General features: G+C 49.3%; 20 protein-coding genes. 12 read left to right on the plus strand and 8 right to left on the minus strand.

Annotation, left to right across the window (positions count from 1 at the left end):
• Positions 1-4: 4 nt before the first annotated feature.
• Positions 5-715, plus strand: a complete 711-nt coding sequence (locus tag D5E69_RS06425) for an alpha/beta fold hydrolase (protein ID WP_159129446.1) — start codon at positions 5-7, stop codon at positions 713-715.
• Between the two features lie 63 nt (positions 716-778).
• Positions 779-2,842 (plus strand): DUF4179 domain-containing protein, encoded by a 2,064-nt coding sequence (locus tag D5E69_RS06430; protein WP_159129447.1) that lies wholly within the window; start codon positions 779-781, stop codon positions 2,840-2,842.
• A 38-nt stretch (positions 2,843-2,880) separates the two neighbouring features.
• Here the strand turns inward: D5E69_RS06430 and D5E69_RS06435 are convergent, their stop codons facing one another.
• Positions 2,881-3,180, minus strand: a complete 300-nt coding sequence (locus D5E69_RS06435) for a TIGR04104 family putative zinc finger protein (RefSeq protein ID WP_048013556.1) — start codon at positions 3,178-3,180, stop codon at positions 2,881-2,883.
• A 55-nt stretch (positions 3,181-3,235) separates the two neighbouring features.
• Here D5E69_RS06435 and D5E69_RS06440 point away from each other — a divergent pair, with 55 nt between their 5' ends.
• Positions 3,236-3,733 carry a GNAT family N-acetyltransferase gene (locus tag D5E69_RS06440; protein WP_159129448.1) on the plus strand — a complete coding sequence of 166 codons (498 nt, stop codon included), beginning with the start codon at positions 3,236-3,238 and terminating at the stop codon, positions 3,731-3,733.
• Positions 3,734-3,735: 2 nt separating this feature from the next.
• Positions 3,736-4,191 carry an NUDIX hydrolase gene (locus tag D5E69_RS06445; protein WP_048013555.1) on the plus strand — a complete coding sequence of 152 codons (456 nt, stop codon included), beginning with the start codon at positions 3,736-3,738 and terminating at the stop codon, positions 4,189-4,191.
• On the opposite strand, the gene D5E69_RS06450 is transcribed toward D5E69_RS06445, so the two are convergent.
• Complete coding sequence (locus tag D5E69_RS06450; protein WP_048015177.1) at positions 4,160-4,843, minus strand: DUF421 domain-containing protein; 684 nt, start codon at positions 4,841-4,843, stop codon at positions 4,160-4,162. The genes D5E69_RS06445 and D5E69_RS06450 overlap by 32 nt on opposite strands.
• A gap of 226 nt (positions 4,844-5,069) precedes the next feature.
• On the opposite strand from D5E69_RS06450, the gene D5E69_RS06455 reads away from it, so the two are divergent.
• A complete protein-coding gene (locus D5E69_RS06455) occupies positions 5,070-5,519 on the plus strand; it encodes a GNAT family N-acetyltransferase (RefSeq protein ID WP_048005629.1) in 450 nt (149 codons plus the stop codon).
• 63 nt (positions 5,520-5,582) lie between these two features.
• Positions 5,583-5,765 carry a DUF4083 domain-containing protein gene (locus D5E69_RS06460; RefSeq protein WP_048005142.1) on the plus strand — a complete coding sequence of 61 codons (183 nt, stop codon included), beginning with the start codon at positions 5,583-5,585 and terminating at the stop codon, positions 5,763-5,765.
• A gap of 7 nt (positions 5,766-5,772) precedes the next feature.
• Here D5E69_RS06460 and D5E69_RS06465 read toward each other — a convergent pair whose 3' ends face one another.
• Both D5E69_RS06465 and D5E69_RS06470 read right to left on the minus strand, forming a co-directional pair.
• Entirely contained in the window at positions 5,773-6,366 is a 594-nt protein-coding gene (locus D5E69_RS06465) for a dienelactone hydrolase family protein (protein ID WP_048005141.1), read from the minus strand.
• The gene (locus tag D5E69_RS06470; RefSeq protein WP_148795917.1) at positions 6,363-7,292 is read right to left on the minus strand and encodes an RNA polymerase sigma factor; all 930 of its coding nucleotides are present in this window, start codon (positions 7,290-7,292) and stop codon (positions 6,363-6,365) included. Before D5E69_RS06470 ends, D5E69_RS06465 begins: the two co-directional genes overlap by 4 nt.
• Positions 7,293-7,519: 227 nt before the next feature.
• On the opposite strand from D5E69_RS06470, the gene D5E69_RS06475 reads away from it, so the two are divergent.
• Positions 7,520-8,215, plus strand: a complete 696-nt coding sequence (locus D5E69_RS06475; protein WP_048005139.1) for a CPBP family intramembrane glutamic endopeptidase — start codon at positions 7,520-7,522, stop codon at positions 8,213-8,215.
• 33 nt (positions 8,216-8,248) lie between these two features.
• Here the strand turns inward: D5E69_RS06475 and D5E69_RS06480 are convergent, their stop codons facing one another.
• Together D5E69_RS06480 and D5E69_RS06485 are read right to left on the minus strand one after the other, a co-directional pair.
• Entirely contained in the window at positions 8,249-9,445 is a 1,197-nt protein-coding gene (locus tag D5E69_RS06480; RefSeq protein ID WP_063190750.1) for an MFS transporter, read from the minus strand.
• Entirely contained in the window at positions 9,435-10,460 is a 1,026-nt protein-coding gene (locus D5E69_RS06485; RefSeq protein ID WP_063190749.1) for an ArsR/SmtB family transcription factor, read from the minus strand. The genes D5E69_RS06480 and D5E69_RS06485 overlap by 11 nt, the downstream gene beginning before the upstream one ends.
• A 221-nt stretch (positions 10,461-10,681) precedes the next feature.
• Between D5E69_RS06485 and D5E69_RS06490 the strand changes: the two genes are divergently transcribed.
• The 4 genes from D5E69_RS06490 to D5E69_RS06505 all read left to right on the plus strand — a co-directional run bounded on the left by D5E69_RS06490 (position 10,682) and on the right by D5E69_RS06505 (position 14,074).
• Positions 10,682-11,677, plus strand: coding sequence for a tripartite tricarboxylate transporter substrate binding protein (locus D5E69_RS06490; RefSeq protein WP_048005136.1), 996 nt, complete (start codon positions 10,682-10,684; stop codon positions 11,675-11,677).
• Between the two features lie 65 nt (positions 11,678-11,742).
• The gene (locus D5E69_RS06495; RefSeq protein ID WP_048015135.1) at positions 11,743-12,189 is read left to right on the plus strand and encodes a tripartite tricarboxylate transporter TctB family protein; all 447 of its coding nucleotides are present in this window, start codon (positions 11,743-11,745) and stop codon (positions 12,187-12,189) included.
• 14 nt (positions 12,190-12,203) lie between these two features.
• Complete coding sequence (locus D5E69_RS06500; protein ID WP_063190748.1) at positions 12,204-13,724, plus strand: tripartite tricarboxylate transporter permease; 1,521 nt, start codon at positions 12,204-12,206, stop codon at positions 13,722-13,724.
• A 155-nt stretch (positions 13,725-13,879) separates the two neighbouring features.
• A complete protein-coding gene (locus D5E69_RS06505; RefSeq protein WP_213085581.1) occupies positions 13,880-14,074 on the plus strand; it encodes a hypothetical protein in 195 nt (64 codons plus the stop codon).
• A 183-nt stretch (positions 14,075-14,257) separates the two neighbouring features.
• Here the strand turns inward: D5E69_RS06505 and D5E69_RS06510 are convergent, their stop codons facing one another.
• A complete protein-coding gene (locus D5E69_RS06510) occupies positions 14,258-15,145 on the minus strand; it encodes a cation diffusion facilitator family transporter (protein ID WP_048013550.1) in 888 nt (295 codons plus the stop codon).
• Positions 15,146-15,344: 199 nt separating this feature from the next.
• Here D5E69_RS06510 and D5E69_RS06515 point away from each other — a divergent pair, with 199 nt between their 5' ends.
• On the plus strand, positions 15,345-16,181 hold the full coding sequence (locus tag D5E69_RS06515; RefSeq protein WP_063190746.1) for a GNAT family N-acetyltransferase: 837 nt from the start codon (positions 15,345-15,347) through the stop codon (positions 16,179-16,181).
• Between the two features lie 77 nt (positions 16,182-16,258).
• On the opposite strand, the gene D5E69_RS06520 is transcribed toward D5E69_RS06515, so the two are convergent.
• Complete coding sequence (locus tag D5E69_RS06520; RefSeq protein WP_063190745.1) at positions 16,259-17,062, minus strand: alpha/beta fold hydrolase; 804 nt, start codon at positions 17,060-17,062, stop codon at positions 16,259-16,261.
• Positions 17,063-17,173 lie beyond the last annotated feature (111 nt).

The following is a 17,173-nucleotide window of genomic DNA, read 5'->3' on the forward strand; positions in this document are numbered from 1 at the left end:
AAAAATGATTTTACATACAGACGTAACAGGACAAGGAGCACCCCTTGTATTCCTTCACACAGGCTTACAAACGGGATTGACCGATTTCGAACAGCAGGCAGACTTCTTTAAAGGGACCTATCAGGTCATACGTCCTGATCTGAGAGGGCACGGTTCATCCGTATCTGATGAGTATGAGAATTTCTTTGAAGACTCGGCGAAAGACCTTGCCGAGACGATTGAGCATCTGGAGGTGGGTGCCGTACATCTGGTTGGTTGCTCTCTTGGGGGGATCGTGGCGCTATTCTTCGCAAAGCGCTATCCCCATCTGATCAAAAGCGTCACCCTGTCAGGGATCACGCCTGAAAAACCCGGTAATTGGTCGGAGCTTCATCGTCAAGATGTGGACATGCAAAAAGGGCTGTTGGAAAACCAGGAAGCGTGCCAATATTTTGATGGGCTTCATCGATCCGATTGGAGGAAGCTGATTCAACTCGGCTGGGATGAGGACTGGTATCCTTTCCAAGAAACAGAAAGTTTCGAAGGCATCGATTCACCCATCCTGTATATGGTGGGCGAAGGTCAGCCCGCAGAAAGAAACGGGGCACTCTATTATGCTGACGAACATGTGAGGGTTGCGGTCATCCCGTTTGCCTCCCATCTGGTCCACAGTGAGCAGCCGCAGGTATATTCCATGGTCCTGAATGAATTCCTTTCTCGCGTAGACGGGCTGTAAGAGAAGGAAGCATATGGTAGAATGGGGATAATAGACTGATTTTTTAGACAGGGAGTGCTGACTATGGAAATGCCCGCCGCGTCCCGGAATGAGATGGTGATGGAGGTTCAGGAATTGAATAAAACCCTCATGATCTTCCGGCAGATGGAGCTTCTCCTCTACGCCATCGGCCGCTCCCAAGGTTGTGGGGACGAGGAGATTGCACGTATCCTTTTCAACTGCATCTTTACGCTTCATGATCAAAAGAAGAAACATGCCTTGGAAAAGGACCGTAATGCGCTCATTGCTCTGTTCATGAAAGAATGCAGGGGGACTGCCAGGCCGGTGGAAGGGGAGGAGTTCCCTTCGGTGATCAGCAGGATGAATGAGAGTGAACGTGAAGCGGTTTTACTTGTATATGGCGCAGGCCTTTCAATAGGAGCTGTTTCTTCGGTCATGAAAAAGCCTGAGGATGAAGTGAAGGAAGACCTCCTTAGGGGGATCCGCTTCATTCGTGAACACCCCGATGTGGAAGGATGTCCTGAGTACCACCGCCTCTACGTGGACTATCTTGAACGCAGCATCGAGCGGACGGAGAAGGTCGCATTTGAAATGCATATTCACCAGTGCCCCGGGTGTCAGGAAGACCTTGCCACCTTTCAGGAGACGCTCCTGGAATTACGGGAATTCTTTGAGCAGAGCCAGGTTCCGGAAGGGTTCCGGCTGAAGCTTGATGGGCTGATCGACACGGAGCTGGAGACAAGAAAGAAAAAGAACAAAAAGCGAAAGCGCACGGGCATCATTGCCTTGATCGCGGCTTTTCTATTACTATTTACGGGTTTTGTGACCGATGGGTTCGCCTCAATCTACTATACATATGCAGACTGGAAGAATGACGAAGATCCCCTGCTTCGTGAGTTCTATCAATCTGGAATCGGTGAACGCCTGAACCTTACAGCAGAAGACAATGGTGTGAAGATCACGATCAAGACTGCCATCGCCGATGAGATACAGACTCTGGTTTATTATGAAATTGAAGATATGGAGAAGGACAGGCGGTTGATGGTGGATACGGAAAATGGGTTCAGCCTCGTAAATCAAATTGATTTCCAGGATGAAGGAGGAAGCTTTTACTTGGAAGAAGGTAAAAGTGAAGAAGGAAATGAGGAAGAAAGAAATATACACAAAGGATCCTTCTCACTTCCTCCGATCGTAGATGATGTGGAGGATCCCCTCATAAAACTCAGTTTTACCCAATTGATAGCGATGAGCCCCGATATGAAATCCACTATGGAAGTGTATGCAACCAACGCTATGGAAGAAATGGAGATGACGAGAGGAGATTGGGAGTTCGAAATCCCTGTTGAAAAGAATAAATCCCGTGTTTTGAAACTGAATCAGGAAGTCGAGGTGGAAGGGTTGCCGGTCAGGCTGGAAGAGCTTGTCATCGCACCCACTACGACTGCCCTTACGTATAGTATCCGTGAAGGGGAAGAAGAGCCTTTGTCCATCTTTCAGTTGCTTTTTGATTCTATAAAGACGGAGGAAAAGACCGCATCGATAAACTGGTTCAGTTGGCCGGTCTACCAGGACGATTACGATGATGGATGGAGCTCCTACAGTCAAAATTTTGATTCCTTGTATTTCGAAGAGCTGGGGGAACCGGAGCTAGTGTTTTCCAGACTTCAAATGCATGTGCCGGAAGAGCTAACATTCAAGATTGATTCCACTAAACCCTTCCCCCAAGTCCATGAATACGGAGGTGGAAGCATTGTGGTGGAAGAACCGTCAAAAGACCGTCCGGGAGAAGTCACGATGAAGATGCCTCTAACGGATAATCGAGACTTCGATACCGTTTACATCATGTCGAAGGAAGAATCAGAGGGCAGTGGAGATTTTCGAAATGATGGGGAAATGGAGAGCGTGTATCTTGACCGTAACGGAAAAGAGTTTGAGGAGGAAGATTGGGACTATGAGGAAGTCATGAAAGGGAATTATCCTCGGTCTCTTACGGTGAAGCAATCGTTTAAAATGTTCAAGCAAGGGAAGCCAGCTCCTGACCTAATTCCCACCGAGTTTATAATCGACGGGTACGAAAAAACCGTTTTCCTGGATCAATCCGTGCCCCTGAAGTTTAAAAATAAGTAACGTGCCATAAAAAGAAGGCCTCCCGGGGCCCTCTTTTTTCACCACATGGCTTCTTCTTCACTTGTAAGGGTGTAGAATGTTGGCATCCACGTGAGGACCGCAGCAAATGTAGCCAGCTGGATCGATATGATGATCGACGCAGGCAGGGATAATCCGACAAACGGCAAGCCGATTACCAACGGGATCATGGCCAGGACGCTCATGTGGTTGCGCGAACGCCGCGATAGATACTGAGTTGCGCCACATTCCGGACAGGTGAGGGAACGCTTGAAGGTGAAGATCTTCTTGAAGGTTTGTTGCCATGTCCATTCCGTGTTGCAGTGTTGACAGACGGGCATGAGATCACTCCTTTCAAAAGATAGTTTTATTTTACCATAATATGGAGGTGGTTGTGTGGATTTTCGGAAAGTCTATCCTGACGATGCAGGGAAGATCGTTAGACTGATGAAGGAAGTAGAGAAGACTTCTCCGTATATGATGATGGAGGGAGGAGAGAGGAAGACGACGCCCGAGCAGTTCAAGACATTTTTGGAGCGGATCGGTAACTCCTCCACCATACTGGCTGCGGAAGAATCCGGTGAGTTCGTCGGTTACGTCATGATCCTGACCGAGTCAACGAGGAAAACGTCCCACCGGGCATATATGGTGATCGGTATCCGGGAAGACTGGCGCGGCAAAGGGCTAGGGATATCACTGATAAGGGAAGGGATAGAGTGGGCAAAGGAACGTTCCCTTACCAGGCTTGAATTGACGGTCGTCACCGATAATGAACCGGCCATCGCCCTTTACCGGAGGATGGGGTTCGAGATCGAGGGGACAAAACGCCAGTCATTATACATCGACGGGCAGTATCATGATGAATATTATATGGCACAGCTATTGGAGGCTTGAATATGTTTGTAGTCAATGTGGAAGGAGCGATCCGCCGTGGGGATCGCTGGTTGATGATCAAAAGGAGCGATAAAGAGGAGCATGCTCCGGGCGCGCTCTCCTTCGTGGGAGGAAAATGTGAACGGGAAGAAGCATCCACTGATATCCTTGAACGTACGCTGAAGCGGGAAATCTATGAGGAAGTGGGTGTCAACGTGACCGACCTCCACTATGTAAACAGTTCGATCTTCCAAACGGCATCTGGCATTGATGTGATTGATGTCGTCTACATATGCACGCTTCAAGAAGGAGAAGCCTATGCGAAGAGTCCCGTCGAAGTCGATGAGGTGAAATGGATGACAACGGAAGAAATCCTGGCGCATCCAGGAATCCCCGATTTTCTCATACATAATATCCAACAGTGTGAGGCGGTATATCGCTCTCGCTTCAGCGGAGTCCATCACGATGCTCATCGATAAAGATGTTCCCGCTGCTTGTGACAACGGCATAGTTGATGTCATCCAAGGAAATTCCCCGGTCCCTGCAAATAGACAGCAGTTGTTCACGGTGTAGTGGGATAAGGTTTTCCGTTGCTTTCCCGTCCATGATCAATTCAACGGCAAGGGGTCCTGAAGGTGAAGGAGCGAGGTTCATATCCTTCGGTGTGAGCGGTGAGTAGAGTGCTTTCTTCCTGACAGACAACATCCCGCTCACTTCGAGGACGACCATGTCCACTTCCGTGATATCAAAGATTCCCTGTTCCCTAAGCTGCTGGTTCAGGTTATCCATCGTGAACTTCAGCTTCCTCATGTTTTCCTCAAGGATCTTCCCTTTTTCCATGAGGGTGGTCGGTCTTCCCGATAGGCGGCCCCTCCACTTCCGGGACTTGGCAGAAGTCAGAAGAAGGATATAGAAAAGGAGAATCAGTACGACGAAGGAAATCACCATGGAACTGAATTGTAGTCGATGGTTGAAGGCCATATTGGCGATCAGGGAGCCGATCGTGATGGAAAGGGCAAAGCTGTAGTGATTTTTATGTGAGTTGATATGTTTACCGAATAAAAGAGTCGCCAGCACGAGGAGGATAAAGCTGAAAGTCGTTCTGTAAACGGTCATCAAGATATCTTCCACGGCAGATTCCCCCCTCAAGACGATAATATCTCCTGATGATGGAGGGATCATGTATCTAGTGAGGATTATTTTAACTATTATGTAAATGCTTGCGGGGTGTATGGTATAATTTTCTTGCATGCAAAAGCATAGCCCTAATGATAAAGGAGGCGTTCATGATGAAATCGATTTACACTCATGGGAAAACGCCGCGTGCGCTTTCCCTCATTTGAAAGGGGAACTTGCATTGAAATCAGTCAAATTGGTCGAAGTGAATGAAGAAAATTGGTATGAGTGCTGTCAACTGGAGCTTACGGAGGAGCAGTCCTCCTATATGGAATCCAATGCCGTCTCCATTGCACAGTCCAAATTCGAGCCCGGTCTTAAACCATTTGCCATCTATGAAAAGGAACAGGTAGTCGGCTTCCTTATGTTCAACACGGAACGGGAAGAACTCGACGGCTATTGGGTGTACCGGATCATGGTCGATCGCAGGCATCAAGGGAAGGGCATCGGCAAGCGGGCAACAGAAGAAATGCTTGCCATCATGTCGGAGCTACCAGGGTGCGAGCGGATTGTCGTCGGGTACCATCCGGGTAACATGGGTGCCCATCGTCTATATGAAAGCCTTGGCTTTCAAGATGAAGGGAATCGGTTCGGCAAGGAAATGGCTGTCATCTACCAGGTGACTTCATAAAACAGAAAACGTCAGGGTCTTGATCCTGGCGTTTTCTGTTTTATGAAGAAGGGAGGAAAGATAATGGAATTCATGAATTGGTTGTTTCTTGTTTTATTCTTCGGCTTGATTGTCCTTTTTTTCGTCTCCTTCACGCTGTTCATCCGGCGCAGCGTCTATCGGTCGATGGCAAGGAATGAGCGGATTGATGAGGTGGAGGCGAAGCTTGATCGGATCCTGGCTCATCTGGAAAAACCGAATAAGTAAAAGCGGATCAGTGCTGACCCGCTTTTTGCTTTATATGAAGATGATCGGATAAGAGGGAAAGGGCGACTTCATAGGACGGCTTGTGGAATCGTTTTGAAAATGGATCGGCAAACCCATGGCTTCCAGCCACTGATAGGGCTGTTACATGTTCTATTTTTATGTGACGGATGAACTCTTCTACCGGAAATGATGGTTCACTTTCCCCATACAGAAGGAGGGTGGGGGACTGTGGACGAATCTCTCCATAATCCCTGATCCGAGAGCCGTAAAAGCAGACGGTCCGTTTTACCTCAGGCATCGGACTGCACATCCAGGCAATCGTCGCACCGATGCTGAAGCCCACGACATACACGCGTTCAAAGGTGCGACTACACTCCTCGATGACTTCGCGCGCATGTTTCGAGGCAGACTGAAAGCCGATCTCATTCATAAACGATTCATAAGCCACTTCTTCCTCCTTATAGCTGAACACAGAAGGGATCAAGGAAGGGATGACAACCTCGAATCCTTGCTGTCGGAGCCATTTCTCATAGTGTTTCATGTGATCATTGAGGCCATAGATTTCATGGAGGAGAACTACGACGGCTTTCCATTTTCTCATGATCGCCAATCCACAGGCGGCTTGTTCAACTGAACGGCTACCCCAAGTTCCTTTCCTGCAGCAAACATGAATTCTTTCCTGAAGAAATAACTTTCATGCACCACAATCTGATTGTTTTCCACTTCCTGCACCTGGATATCGTGCAGCTCTCCGTCGTCCGTGATGACCACGATGACGTTCCTTCCCCAAAGGGTGATACGTTTTGCGGTGTGTCCCGGCAACCCGAACCGCATGGATCCATTCTTCATTTCTGCTTTGGAGTATTCCTGGAACCCGAGGAACGCTTCATTGTGGGCGGTTGAACTGAAGAGGCTGAGGAGCTTATCGAGATTGCCGGTATTGAAGGCTTCAAGGTACATGTCAATGGTCTCATTCGTTTCGTTATCTTTGGTCTTCAAAGGCTTCACTTCCCCCGAGTGATTTTCCTTAAGGTTCTGCCGGGCGCGCTGAAGAGCCGCGTAGATACCTCCCCGCGTCGTGTGGACAATAGCTGCTGCTTCCTCTGCGCTGAAGCGGAAGACATCCACAAGGAGAAAGGCAGCCGCCTGCTTCGGGGTAAGGGATTCGTGGACTTTCAGGAGTGCTTCCTCCAAATCAAGGGTGTCCATGGGTGGTACACTGCTGATGTCACCTTCGGGGAGACGGCCCACCTCATGCTTTCGCTTCCTGCACAAATCAAACCACGCATTCGTGGCCATCCTGAATAGATACGATTTCTGATCCGTCACATCACTCCAACGCTCCGGGAGCATCCCGAATGCTTTGAGCAGTGTTTCCTGATACAGATCTTCACCGTCCCACGGGGATCCCGCGATATAGGTGCAATACGACCACAGGTCGCTTGAAAACGCCCCTACCATGGTGGAAAAAGCATCCCGTGCCATCCTTGTTTCTTCTATTATATTTTGCGCGATATCCTGCTTCATTCTTTCTCCTCCTCTTCATCTACTCATCTATATAACGAATCAACGCTCGGAGATTATACGGGGTATATGAAAAATGTTGAACGTCTCTCTGCTCGACTTCAACGGTTTTCTCTAGTCAACATCATACCAGACAAAGGTCGGTATGTTGAATGTTTTTCCATATTCGCTTGAAGTTTCCATGTCGGAACAGGTAGGATGAAACTATCAAGATTAAAGGAGATAAACAAATGGGGAATCAAAGGTTTTGGGAGCAAGATAAGTGGACGTGGAGCATCTTTTGGGGACTGATGCTTCTTGAGTTCATCGGGGTAGTCGTGATTGTGAAGATCTACATACAGCCTGTATATAAGGAGTGGCTCGGCTCATCCCTTTATGGAGGGATGCTGGTCGGTCCGACCATTGCCATCCTTTTACTGACAGCACTCTATCTTTGGGGGATTAAGGGGAAAGGGGGCTGGGGTGAAGCAGGCGTCAGGGCGTTTCAAAGAAGTGAGTGGAAGCGGATGGTCCTATGGGGAATCGTCCTTATGGTAGCGGGGACCATCCTTATTTTCCTCACTGCGCAGATTGGAAATGATGTGGATAACGCGAAGACCGATAGTCTGAAAGAATCCATGAGTGGGATCAACATAATCCTTGCCCTTCTATCAGCTGCGGTTCTATCACCCCTGTACGAAGAGATTTTTTATCGGGGCTTTGTGTATCGCTTCCTTCGGGTCAGGTTGGGAGTGGGAGTCGGCCTCGTGGCGAGCGCCCTTATTTTCACGGCGGCCCATTACCCGACGACCAATGCCATGCCCGTGAATTTTGTGGATGGACTGGTCTTTGCATGGCTTTATGAAAAAAGCGGCTCGATCTGGCCGAGCGTCATCGTTCATGGTCTATTGAATGCCATTTCCATCCTGGCGGTCGTCAGTTCATAACAAAAGGCACGGAGGTGATTCCTCCGTGCCTTTTCACGCTGCGGCTCTATCGGTTTTATCATCTCCATAATGGGAGCGGATCAAGAAGAAGGACGCTGGTACGATGATGATGAGACCGATTGTAAGAAAGGCATTCCGTGTGGAAAGGGTGAAGAACATATTCGAACCGAACAGGATTCCTAATGGCATGGTGATACGCAGCATGAGGAGCCGGACGGCACTGAGTTGTGCCAGTCGTTCCCTCGGTGCGGCCTGTTGGAAAATCGCGGCGCTCCTTGCGTTGAAGAGAGGGAAAAGGAGTCCTCCCAACAGTTCGCATCCCCATGCCACCGGAATCGAGGGTGCCATCCAGAGAAGGGCGAACGACAGGCCGCCACCTATGAATCCTGCATACATGATCCAGGAGTGCAGGGGTATCTTTTTCAACAGCCATGTGCCAAGAACATATCCGATGGGGAATGAGGCCGAGAAGAGGGCATATTCCCACGGGGATCCGCCCATTTCCCCGCGTATGAAAGGGACGGAAAGCACCATGGCCGCTCCCACGGCAAACTGGACCAGGGATGACAGACCCGTCATCCGTACTAGGACGGGATAGCGGAAAAAGACGCGGTAGCCTTCCTTCAATTCATGCCACCAGCTTCCTTTTGTCCATTCCGCGGCTTCTGTTTGAGGAAGCCGTGACAGAGACAGCGCACTGAATAGGAACAAACCTGAAGAGAGGGCATAGATCAGCTGTGTCGGAACCACGATGAGAAGGAGGGCGGTCACCCCGGGAGCGAGAAAGCTCATGAGCCTCATGGTTCCATCGAGGATCCCGTTGACCTCCGTGAGTTCCTCCTCACGGCAGAGGTCAGGAAGGATGGAAAAGGACAGACTTGCATAGATCGGTTGCAGGAGCCCCAGACACAGCTGGAGCAGAATTAACCCGCCAAGGACAAGTGTGTCCATTCCGCTTACATACCCAATGAGGGGGAACAGATAAGCGGCCGATCGCAGCAGTTGGATCTTCTTCAATACTTTTTCCTTTGCCACATGATTGAGGAATGGCGCGCTCACCCCCTGCAAGACCAGTGACGGAAGGAAGTAGACGAGCCAAAGGAGGCCCATCCATTCCCGTGAACCCGTCAGCTCATACAGGATGAGCCCATTGATGATGCCGCCGGCGGCCCCGGCAAGTTCAGAGACGATCTCCCCGACCCAGAGGGCCTTGAATGCTTTATTCTTCATGGGTTTTTCCCAAGAAGAAGGAGAGATCCTCATGGAGTTCAGTGATCCGCTGCGGATTCGCGGAATAGACGCCTTTGGCAGACGTCACGAGCTTGGAAGCTTTCAAGAGTGACAGCTGATGGTGAAGCGTCGTCTTAGACACATCGAGCTTTATGCTCAACTCCTGGAGGCTGAGTGGTCCATGCTGCAGAAGATGGAGGACTTTGAGTCTCAGCTCGTCCCCCAATGCTTTATACCCGTTCACCATCGCCTTTCCCGGTACCCCTTGTTCCAACAGATACTCTTCCCTTAATGGATAGAAGAATAGTTTTGTATCAGGAGTCCTTTGCTCAAGGAGCCATGGACGATAGGAAATCTGAGGGATGAGCTTGATCTCCCAGATGGATGGTTCGGGTATGTATGCCGTCCCTGCTATCCGCTGTACCGATTCCGTCACGGAAGCTACCTTGTCGATGACATGGATGGAGGCCTCCCGATCAAGCGCCGACTTCCACTTGGCCCATTCCGCTTTTTCCTCCATACCTTCCTGCCAACCACTCAGTACGGAATGGAAGAGGTCTTTCATTTGTGAAAACGAATGGGTGGCAAGGGAAGCAATATACCCGCCGAAGAATTCATGGGTCTTGAACTCATCTGCATAGCGGTGGAAGTCCCGATCGTGAGAAGTTTGAAGACGCAGTGGTTCTGAATACCGGTCCTTGTAGGGAAGGATGGTTGAGTAAAATGTCGATTCCTCCATCCGGGACAGTTCATCCGAAAAATCTTGAACCGTGGAGGCGGAGAACGTTGATTGCAGCATCATAAGGGCAAACCACTGGTTGGTGTCCTCGATCATCTGAAGATCCTCCTTGAGTGTTTCAGACAGGGAGACCCGGGACCACTCTTCATCACAATCAAAGGTATGGCGGAGCTTCCGGTGTGTATAGGCGCTGATGCCTAGAATGATCTCCCATACGGGTGACCATTCGACGGAGACGGTGGGACTTTCTTGCATCTGGGACAAATGGTAGTTCATGGATGATTCCTCCTTTTCTATTATTCTAAAATAATCGAAAATAAAATTCAATATATTTAGAAAATAATAGAGAAGCAAGTCCATTTTCGTGAGCACAATGATCAAAATGTGCAAAAAGGGTTTAAATCCAATTTATTATGAAAACGGTTACATTTAAAATGGAGTCCTTTATGATGAGGACAGATTCACCTGATACTACACATGAATGAGGAGGGGTTTGAATGAAGAAAGGGTTTACAATTACGGTATTATCTATGATTTTATTCATGGCGGGATGCTCCGGACAATCATCCAGTCAAAAGTCCGACGGTCCGTGGAAGCCGACGAAGGCGATTGAAATTGTCGCACCGGCCGGAGCCGGCGGCGGATGGGACACCACAGCCCGGATGGCGGCAAAAGTATTTGAAGAAGATAAGCTGATCGACAAAGGTGTCGGGGTCGTCAATAAACCCGGCGGGGGAGGGGCAGTGGCCTGGTCTTCTGTGTTTGCCCAAAAGGACCCGCATCAAATGTTCGTTGCTTCTCCGCCGCTCCTGCTTGTTCCACTGAACGGCCAATCGAAGTATGGATATGAGGATTTCACCCCCCTTGCGAATATGATTGCCGACTACGGCGCGTTTGCCGTGAATGCCGATGCGAAATGGAATAATCTTAATGAACTATTCGAGGATATGAAGAAAGATCCTTCAAGCATCTCCATCGTCGGTACTTCGGCTCCGGGAAGCATGGACCACATTCAATTCGTCAAGGTGGCTAAGGCCGCAGGAGTGGATGTGAAAAAGATCAAGTACGTGTCCGACCAGGACGGGGGGGCTCTTACCCAGCTATTGAACGGCAGTGTGCAAGTGTTCTCCACTGGTGTAGGGGAAACGATCGAACAGGTGAAAGCAGGCAAGATCAAAGTGTTGGGCGTGACTTCTGAAGAGCGGATGACTGGAGAGGTATTGGAAGATATTCCGACCGTAAAAGAGCAGGGTATCGATGCCACCTTCATCAACTGGAGAGGATTCTTCGGACCGCCTGATATGAGTGATGCAGAGATTAAGTACTATGAAGATAAATTCAAGGCGCTGAACGATTCTGAAGGCTGGAAGGAAATCAGGGAAAACTTCGGTTGGAATGAAATGTTCATGACAAGCGACGAATACAACGATTTCCTGAAAGAACAGAATGACGAAATGAAAGCCCTCCTCGACGAAATCGGGTTGGGTCAATAATCAAATCAAATACCGGCGCGGGGCGATGGGTTCCATCGTCCCTGCCTGATAGGCGGTGTGCAATCGTGATCAATACGATGAATAAGAAAATGGGCATCATCCTTGCCGTTATCTCGGCCATTTACTTATATTTCAGCTTTACGCTACCAGAATACCCTTATGTTCCGGTGGATTCCGATGCTGTTCCAATCGTTCTCGGATTCATTCTATTATTCCTTTCTGTGCTGCTTTATTTCAGTAAATCGGAAGAATCTGAGGAAGAAAAGCTTCCAAAAGGAGAGGGCAAGGTCATCCTGGCGGTCCTGGGATTTGTCCTCATGTTCATTCTGCTATTGGAGCCCCTTGGCTTCGTCCTTACCACCTTTTTATTCATCAGCATCAATTCAAGATTCCTGGGCTACAAAAAGTGGGTAAGCAATATCATTGTTTCACTCGCGTTGCCCCTCAGCATTTATTTTTTATTCGTCTCATTTTTAAAAATACAACTCCCTTCGGGGATCCTGCCATTCTAAAGGAGGGATGACAGTTGAGCATCTTTGAAGGTATCCTCACTGGATTTCAAGTCGCACTCAGCTTAAAAGGTCTTTCATTCGTATTCATCGGTGTCGTCACAGGCACCATCATCGGGATGATCCCCGGTCTCGGCCCGATCACAGCGATTGCGGTCATGATCCCCATCACGTATGGGATGGACCCGGCACTTGCCCTCCTCCTCATGGCAGGTGTCTATTACGGATCGGCCTACGGAGGAGCCGCTTCTTCCATCCTCCTCAATGCACCGGGAGAATCCATGGCGGTCCCGACTACATTTGACGGCTATCCACTTGCCAAACAAGGAAAGGCGGGCAAAGCCCTGGCCATCGCAGCCTTGGCTTCATTCACAGGCGGGACGATCAGTGTCATCCTGCTGACGCTTTTCGCTCCCTTCCTGGCAAAGGTGGCCATCTCCTTCGGTCCGGCGGAGTATTTCGCCCTCATGCTCATGGGACTGATGACCGTCGCGAGTTTTTCAAGTGGTTCAACCATCAAGGCGCTGATCTCTGCAACGGTTGGATTCATCATCGCCACGATCGGGATCGATTCCCAGACAGGGACAGCCCGCTTTACATTCGGGAATATCAATCTCATGGAAGGAATCGATTTCCTTGTCATCGCATTGGGATTATTCGCCCTTGCGGAAGTCACATCCCTGATCCGTGAGCGGAAAGAACGGAGCATGTTCGACAGTGAGTTCGGAAGCATGAAATTATCGAAAGCCGAGGTCAAGGAGCTTTCCGTTCCGGTCACGAGGCAGTCCCTCTTGGGTTTCATCATCGGCGTGCTTCCCGGAGCTGGGGGAACCATCGCCTCGTTCCTTGGATATATCACTGAGAAGAAGCTTTCAAAGAAACCGGAGGAATTCGGTAAGGGGTCCATTGTCGGTCTGGCAGCCCCTGAGTCAGCCAATAACAGTGCGTCAAGCGGCGCATTCGTTCCACTGTTAAGTCTAGGGATACCTGGATCGGGTACTACGGCTGTCATGCTGGGTGCATTGATCGTCCTCGGTGTTCAGCCGGGTCCGCTCATGATCAGCGATCATCCGGATATTTTCTGGGGGGTCATTGCCAGTATGTATATCGGGAATGTCATCCTGCTGATCCTGAACCTTCCTTTGATCCCATACATCTCAAAGCTTTTGAAGGTTCCGAAGCCGATGTTGATCTCTCTTGTCATCATGTTTTGTATCATCGGGGTGTACGGGATCAGCTTCAGGACATTCGATTTATTCCTCCTCGTCATCTTCGGGATCATCGGATATTTCATGGCACGCATGAACTTCCCAGCAGCACCCATGCTCCTAGCCTTCATTCTCGGAGGGATGATGGAACGTTCCCTCAGACAGGCCCTTACGATATCCGACGGAAGCCTGCTGATTTTCGTGCAAAAGCCCATTTCGGCTACGCTGCTCGCGATCGCATTCCTTTCCTTCATCGTTCCGTTACTGAAAACATGGAGGAAGAGAAAGTCTGATGGAGATGCAGAAGAAACGGATAGTCAGGCATCATAAGAGTGGGACCCTCTGGGGATCCCGCTCTTCTTTTTCTTTCTCCTATGGTAAGCTTGGGATATGGAAGGTGCGGATTTTGTCTGGGAAGGGAGGGGAATCCCCTGGGGAATTATTCGGAAGAAAAGGCATGGAAGAGAGCGCAAAAGATGGGGAAGGTGAAATACTTAATCGTCATTGGCATCTTGACGGGGGGAGGGGCGTTTTTCGGTTTATCCGTATTGCTCGCTTATACTCGTGGTGCTGATATGGATCTATTCCAGACGTTCCTTTCCGCCCTCTCGTTCGGTGTGGTGTACGGTTATCTGTCCTGGAAGTTCACGAAAAGAAGGTATGAAAAGAAAAGGGGATAGCTTTTGATCCGTGTCAGATATAGGAATGGGATTTTTCTGTAAGTATAAACCTTACATGGCAGGTTCATGGTTGGGGCGCCATCATATCAGTCGGGGACGTCCATGGATGTGCCGAAGGGCAAAAGCGGAAAATGAACAATTAAAAAAAACAGCAGGTATGCATGAATGCATCCTGCTGTTTCGTCAATTCTCAAGTCCACTGGCGTTCTCGACATGGGTCTCGGGTTCAGGGTGAATAAAGATGACGGCTTTCTTGAATTCCTGCCTGATCCGGTCTTCAATGCGATCGCATAGCTTATGGACATTTTCAATGCTTTCTTTGGACGGCACGACCATGTGGAAGTCAATGTATTCAATTGCACCTGCGCGCCGCGTACGGAAGTCGTGAACCTCGATGTATTCATCTTGAAATGAATCGATGACATCCAGTATTGCCTGCTCCTCTTCATCGGATAACCGGGCGTCGATGAGGGGAGGGAAGGCTTCCTTCATGAGTTTCGTTGCTTCAATCATGATATAGATGGCAAGCCCGATCCCGATCAGGGGATCAAGGAACGTCCATCCTGTGACGGTGACGAGGAGAAGACTCGCTGCGACACCAAGGGAAGTGAAGACGTCTGTGAGCAAGTGGAGCGCATTGGATTTCATGGCGACTGAATTCACTCTCTTGGCCTCACGGTTCACAATCCTGGACACGATGAAGTTGATGAGAGCGCCGAGGACCATGACGCCTACGCCCAGTATCGGAAGTTTGATCGGTTCAGGGTAGATGAGTTTATGGACACATTCATAAATGATCCAGATCCCTGCTACGTAAATCAGCAGGGTCTCGATTGTACCTGAAATGTTTTCAACCTTCCCATGTCCATATGGATGCTCCGGATCAGCGGGCTTTCCGGAAATGCGGACGGAAATGAAGGCGATGAGGGAGGCGATGAGGTCCAATGATGAGTGAATCGCCTCTGATATGACAGCGACGGAACCGGTGAGGATCCCGACGATGAATTTTAGTAGTACGACAAAGGAATTACTGAGTACGGATAAAAAGGCAATGCCTGAGGTATTTTTCAACTATCTTCACCCTATTCTATTTTCTATGTTTCTATCGTAACAAGCCCCGTGCGAGTGGGTCTACAGCAACCTTATTTGAAGGAGAAACATATGTTTTGACCGGTGAAAAGGGTTGGATGAAGGAAACTTTATAGGATGTGGAGAAATGCAGACGGTATAAGGCACGAAGCATATTTTGTAATGGGAAAGGGTGTTTAAGATGAAGCTTGGAAATGTGGGTGTTTTTGATAAAAAAAATATCGTACAGCTCTCTCGTGAAGTGGGATGGGACTATAGTGAAGAAGATGTGGAAGAAGTGTTCAAAAGCGGAAGGATGGTTGGGCATCGTCTCGAATCGGGTGAGGTCATTTCCTCAGCGGCCCTGTTCCCGTACGGTGAAGAGCTAGCCACCCTCGGTGTGGTCATCGTCAACCCGGCCTATAAGGGGAAGGGCCTGGGACGGGAGCTGGTGGAATCTGTTCTTGCCTCTAAGGATGAGCGATCGATCTTGCTGGTTGCTACAAGGGAAGGAAAACCCTTATATGAAAAAATGGGCTTTAAGGTGACCGGGATGATTACGAAGTACATTGCTTCTGCTTTTCATCCACCACAGAATCAGCCTGAGTTCTTACTGTCCCCTATGACAGGCGAAGATATTGAAAAGGTGGCAAGCTTGGACGCTCAAGCATTCCGTGGAGACCGGAGCGTTATGCTCAGAGCACGATATGAACGGTCGATTTCAGCCGTTGTCCTCAGGGATTCGCATGGGAAGCTGATAGGTTACGGGATGTGTGTGCAAGGCTCCGTCCACCGGGTTGCAGGGCCCATCGTCGCACCTACTGCATATGAAGCGGCGGGGATCCTTCAAGAACTTCTGAGAATGGGTGAGGGGAGTGTCCGATTGGATACATCGACGGATGATATTGCCTTTCACAGCTATTTAGAAGGATTTGGATTCGAGGAAGACAGTCGTTCCCCGATTATGGTACAAGGTGAAGATGTCCTCGATTCAAGGAATGGGATGTTATTCTCCCTTGCTTCGCAAGCATTGGGGTAGAAAGATCAACTGCCCTTCCGCCGGATTCAAGTCATGAAAAATGCCCCGACATTCGCGGGGCATCCGATGGTTTATAGTTATTTCAATAGCTTAAGCAGTTCTTCGTTGCACTTTTCCTTTTCATCGTACACAAGGCCATGTCCGCTTTCTTCAAATGGAATCAGCACGGCATCGTTCAATTCTTCGACTAAGCGTTCACTGAAGGCAAAGTCACAGATCCGGTCTTGCTTTCCATGCATGATGGTGACGGGCACAGACACAGAAGTAAGCTCACTGCGAAGATCTTCATCCCGGAGAGAAGCTGCACAGGCAATGGTGCCGTGGGCGGATGCTTCAAGCCCGAGACCGAGGAACCATGCGTCGAGCTCATCAGACGTCTCGCTGTGGTAGAAGTTTCCGCCGAATTCTTTCAGTGCTGCCGGTCTATCCGCTTTGATTCCTTCAATCAGCTCATCGACTTCTTCCTTCTTCATACCGTACGGGTAGCCGTCCCGCTGGGTGAAGATCGGGGCTGCCGGTCCCATCAGGATCAAACGCGACAGTTCTTTTCCTGCAAATTTACTTGCATACCGGATGCTGATCGGTCCACCCATGGAGAAGCCGGCGAGATAAAAGTCTTGAAGGCCAAGCTCGTCGACGACTTTTCCGATATCAGAAGCGAGGGTGTCATAATCGTAGCCGAAAGCAGGCTTGTCCGATTGTCCGAATCCACGAAGATCGACCCCGATGAAGCGATAGCCTTTCTGAGGCAATTCGTTCATCTGATATTCGAACATTTTGTGATTCACAGGCCACCCGTGTATGAATACAATCGGTTGACCTTCCCCGATATCTTCCACAAAGAGCTTCACATCTTTATCTACAGTGATATATTTACCCATTTCTACATCATACTCCCTCTTGGTTAATGAGTTAACTTTTCCCTCAAGGAAAGGCGATTAAACAATCGGGTTCTTTCCTGTAGAAATACCAGTTGCAATCCCCGCCCGATT

Origin of the sequence: Rossellomorea marisflavi (assembly GCF_009806575.1) — a bacterium.
Lineage (GTDB): Bacteria > Bacillota > Bacilli > Bacillales > Bacillaceae_B > Rossellomorea > Rossellomorea marisflavi_A.

What these genes read in the sequence shown, in the direction of transcription:
- D5E69_RS06515 (WP_063190746.1), top strand. Translation starts at nt 15,345, where the DNA reads ATGAAGCTTGGAAATGTGGGTGTTTTTGATAAAAAAAATATCGTACAG.
- D5E69_RS06435 (WP_048013556.1), bottom strand. Translation starts at nt 3,180, where the DNA reads ATGCCCGTCTGTCAACACTGCAACACGGAATGGACATGGCAACAAACC.
- D5E69_RS06430 (WP_159129447.1), top strand. Translation starts at nt 779, where the DNA reads ATGGAAATGCCCGCCGCGTCCCGGAATGAGATGGTGATGGAGGTTCAG.
- D5E69_RS06490 (WP_048005136.1), top strand. Translation starts at nt 10,682, where the DNA reads ATGAAGAAAGGGTTTACAATTACGGTATTATCTATGATTTTATTCATG.
- D5E69_RS06475 (WP_048005139.1), top strand. Translation starts at nt 7,520, where the DNA reads ATGGGGAATCAAAGGTTTTGGGAGCAAGATAAGTGGACGTGGAGCATC.
- D5E69_RS06465 (WP_048005141.1), bottom strand. Translation starts at nt 6,366, where the DNA reads ATGAGAAAATGGAAAGCCGTCGTAGTTCTCCTCCATGAAATCTATGGC.
- D5E69_RS06425 (WP_159129446.1), top strand. Translation starts at nt 5, where the DNA reads ATGATTTTACATACAGACGTAACAGGACAAGGAGCACCCCTTGTATTC.
- D5E69_RS06485 (WP_063190749.1), bottom strand. Translation starts at nt 10,460, where the DNA reads ATGAACTACCATTTGTCCCAGATGCAAGAAAGTCCCACCGTCTCCGTC.
- D5E69_RS06480 (WP_063190750.1), bottom strand. Translation starts at nt 9,445, where the DNA reads ATGAAGAATAAAGCATTCAAGGCCCTCTGGGTCGGGGAGATCGTCTCT.
- D5E69_RS06445 (WP_048013555.1), top strand. Translation starts at nt 3,736, where the DNA reads ATGTTTGTAGTCAATGTGGAAGGAGCGATCCGCCGTGGGGATCGCTGG.
- D5E69_RS06460 (WP_048005142.1), top strand. Translation starts at nt 5,583, where the DNA reads ATGGAATTCATGAATTGGTTGTTTCTTGTTTTATTCTTCGGCTTGATT.
- D5E69_RS06520 (WP_063190745.1), bottom strand. Translation starts at nt 17,062, where the DNA reads ATGGGTAAATATATCACTGTAGATAAAGATGTGAAGCTCTTTGTGGAA.
- D5E69_RS06470 (WP_148795917.1), bottom strand. Translation starts at nt 7,292, where the DNA reads ATGAAGCAGGATATCGCGCAAAATATAATAGAAGAAACAAGGATGGCA.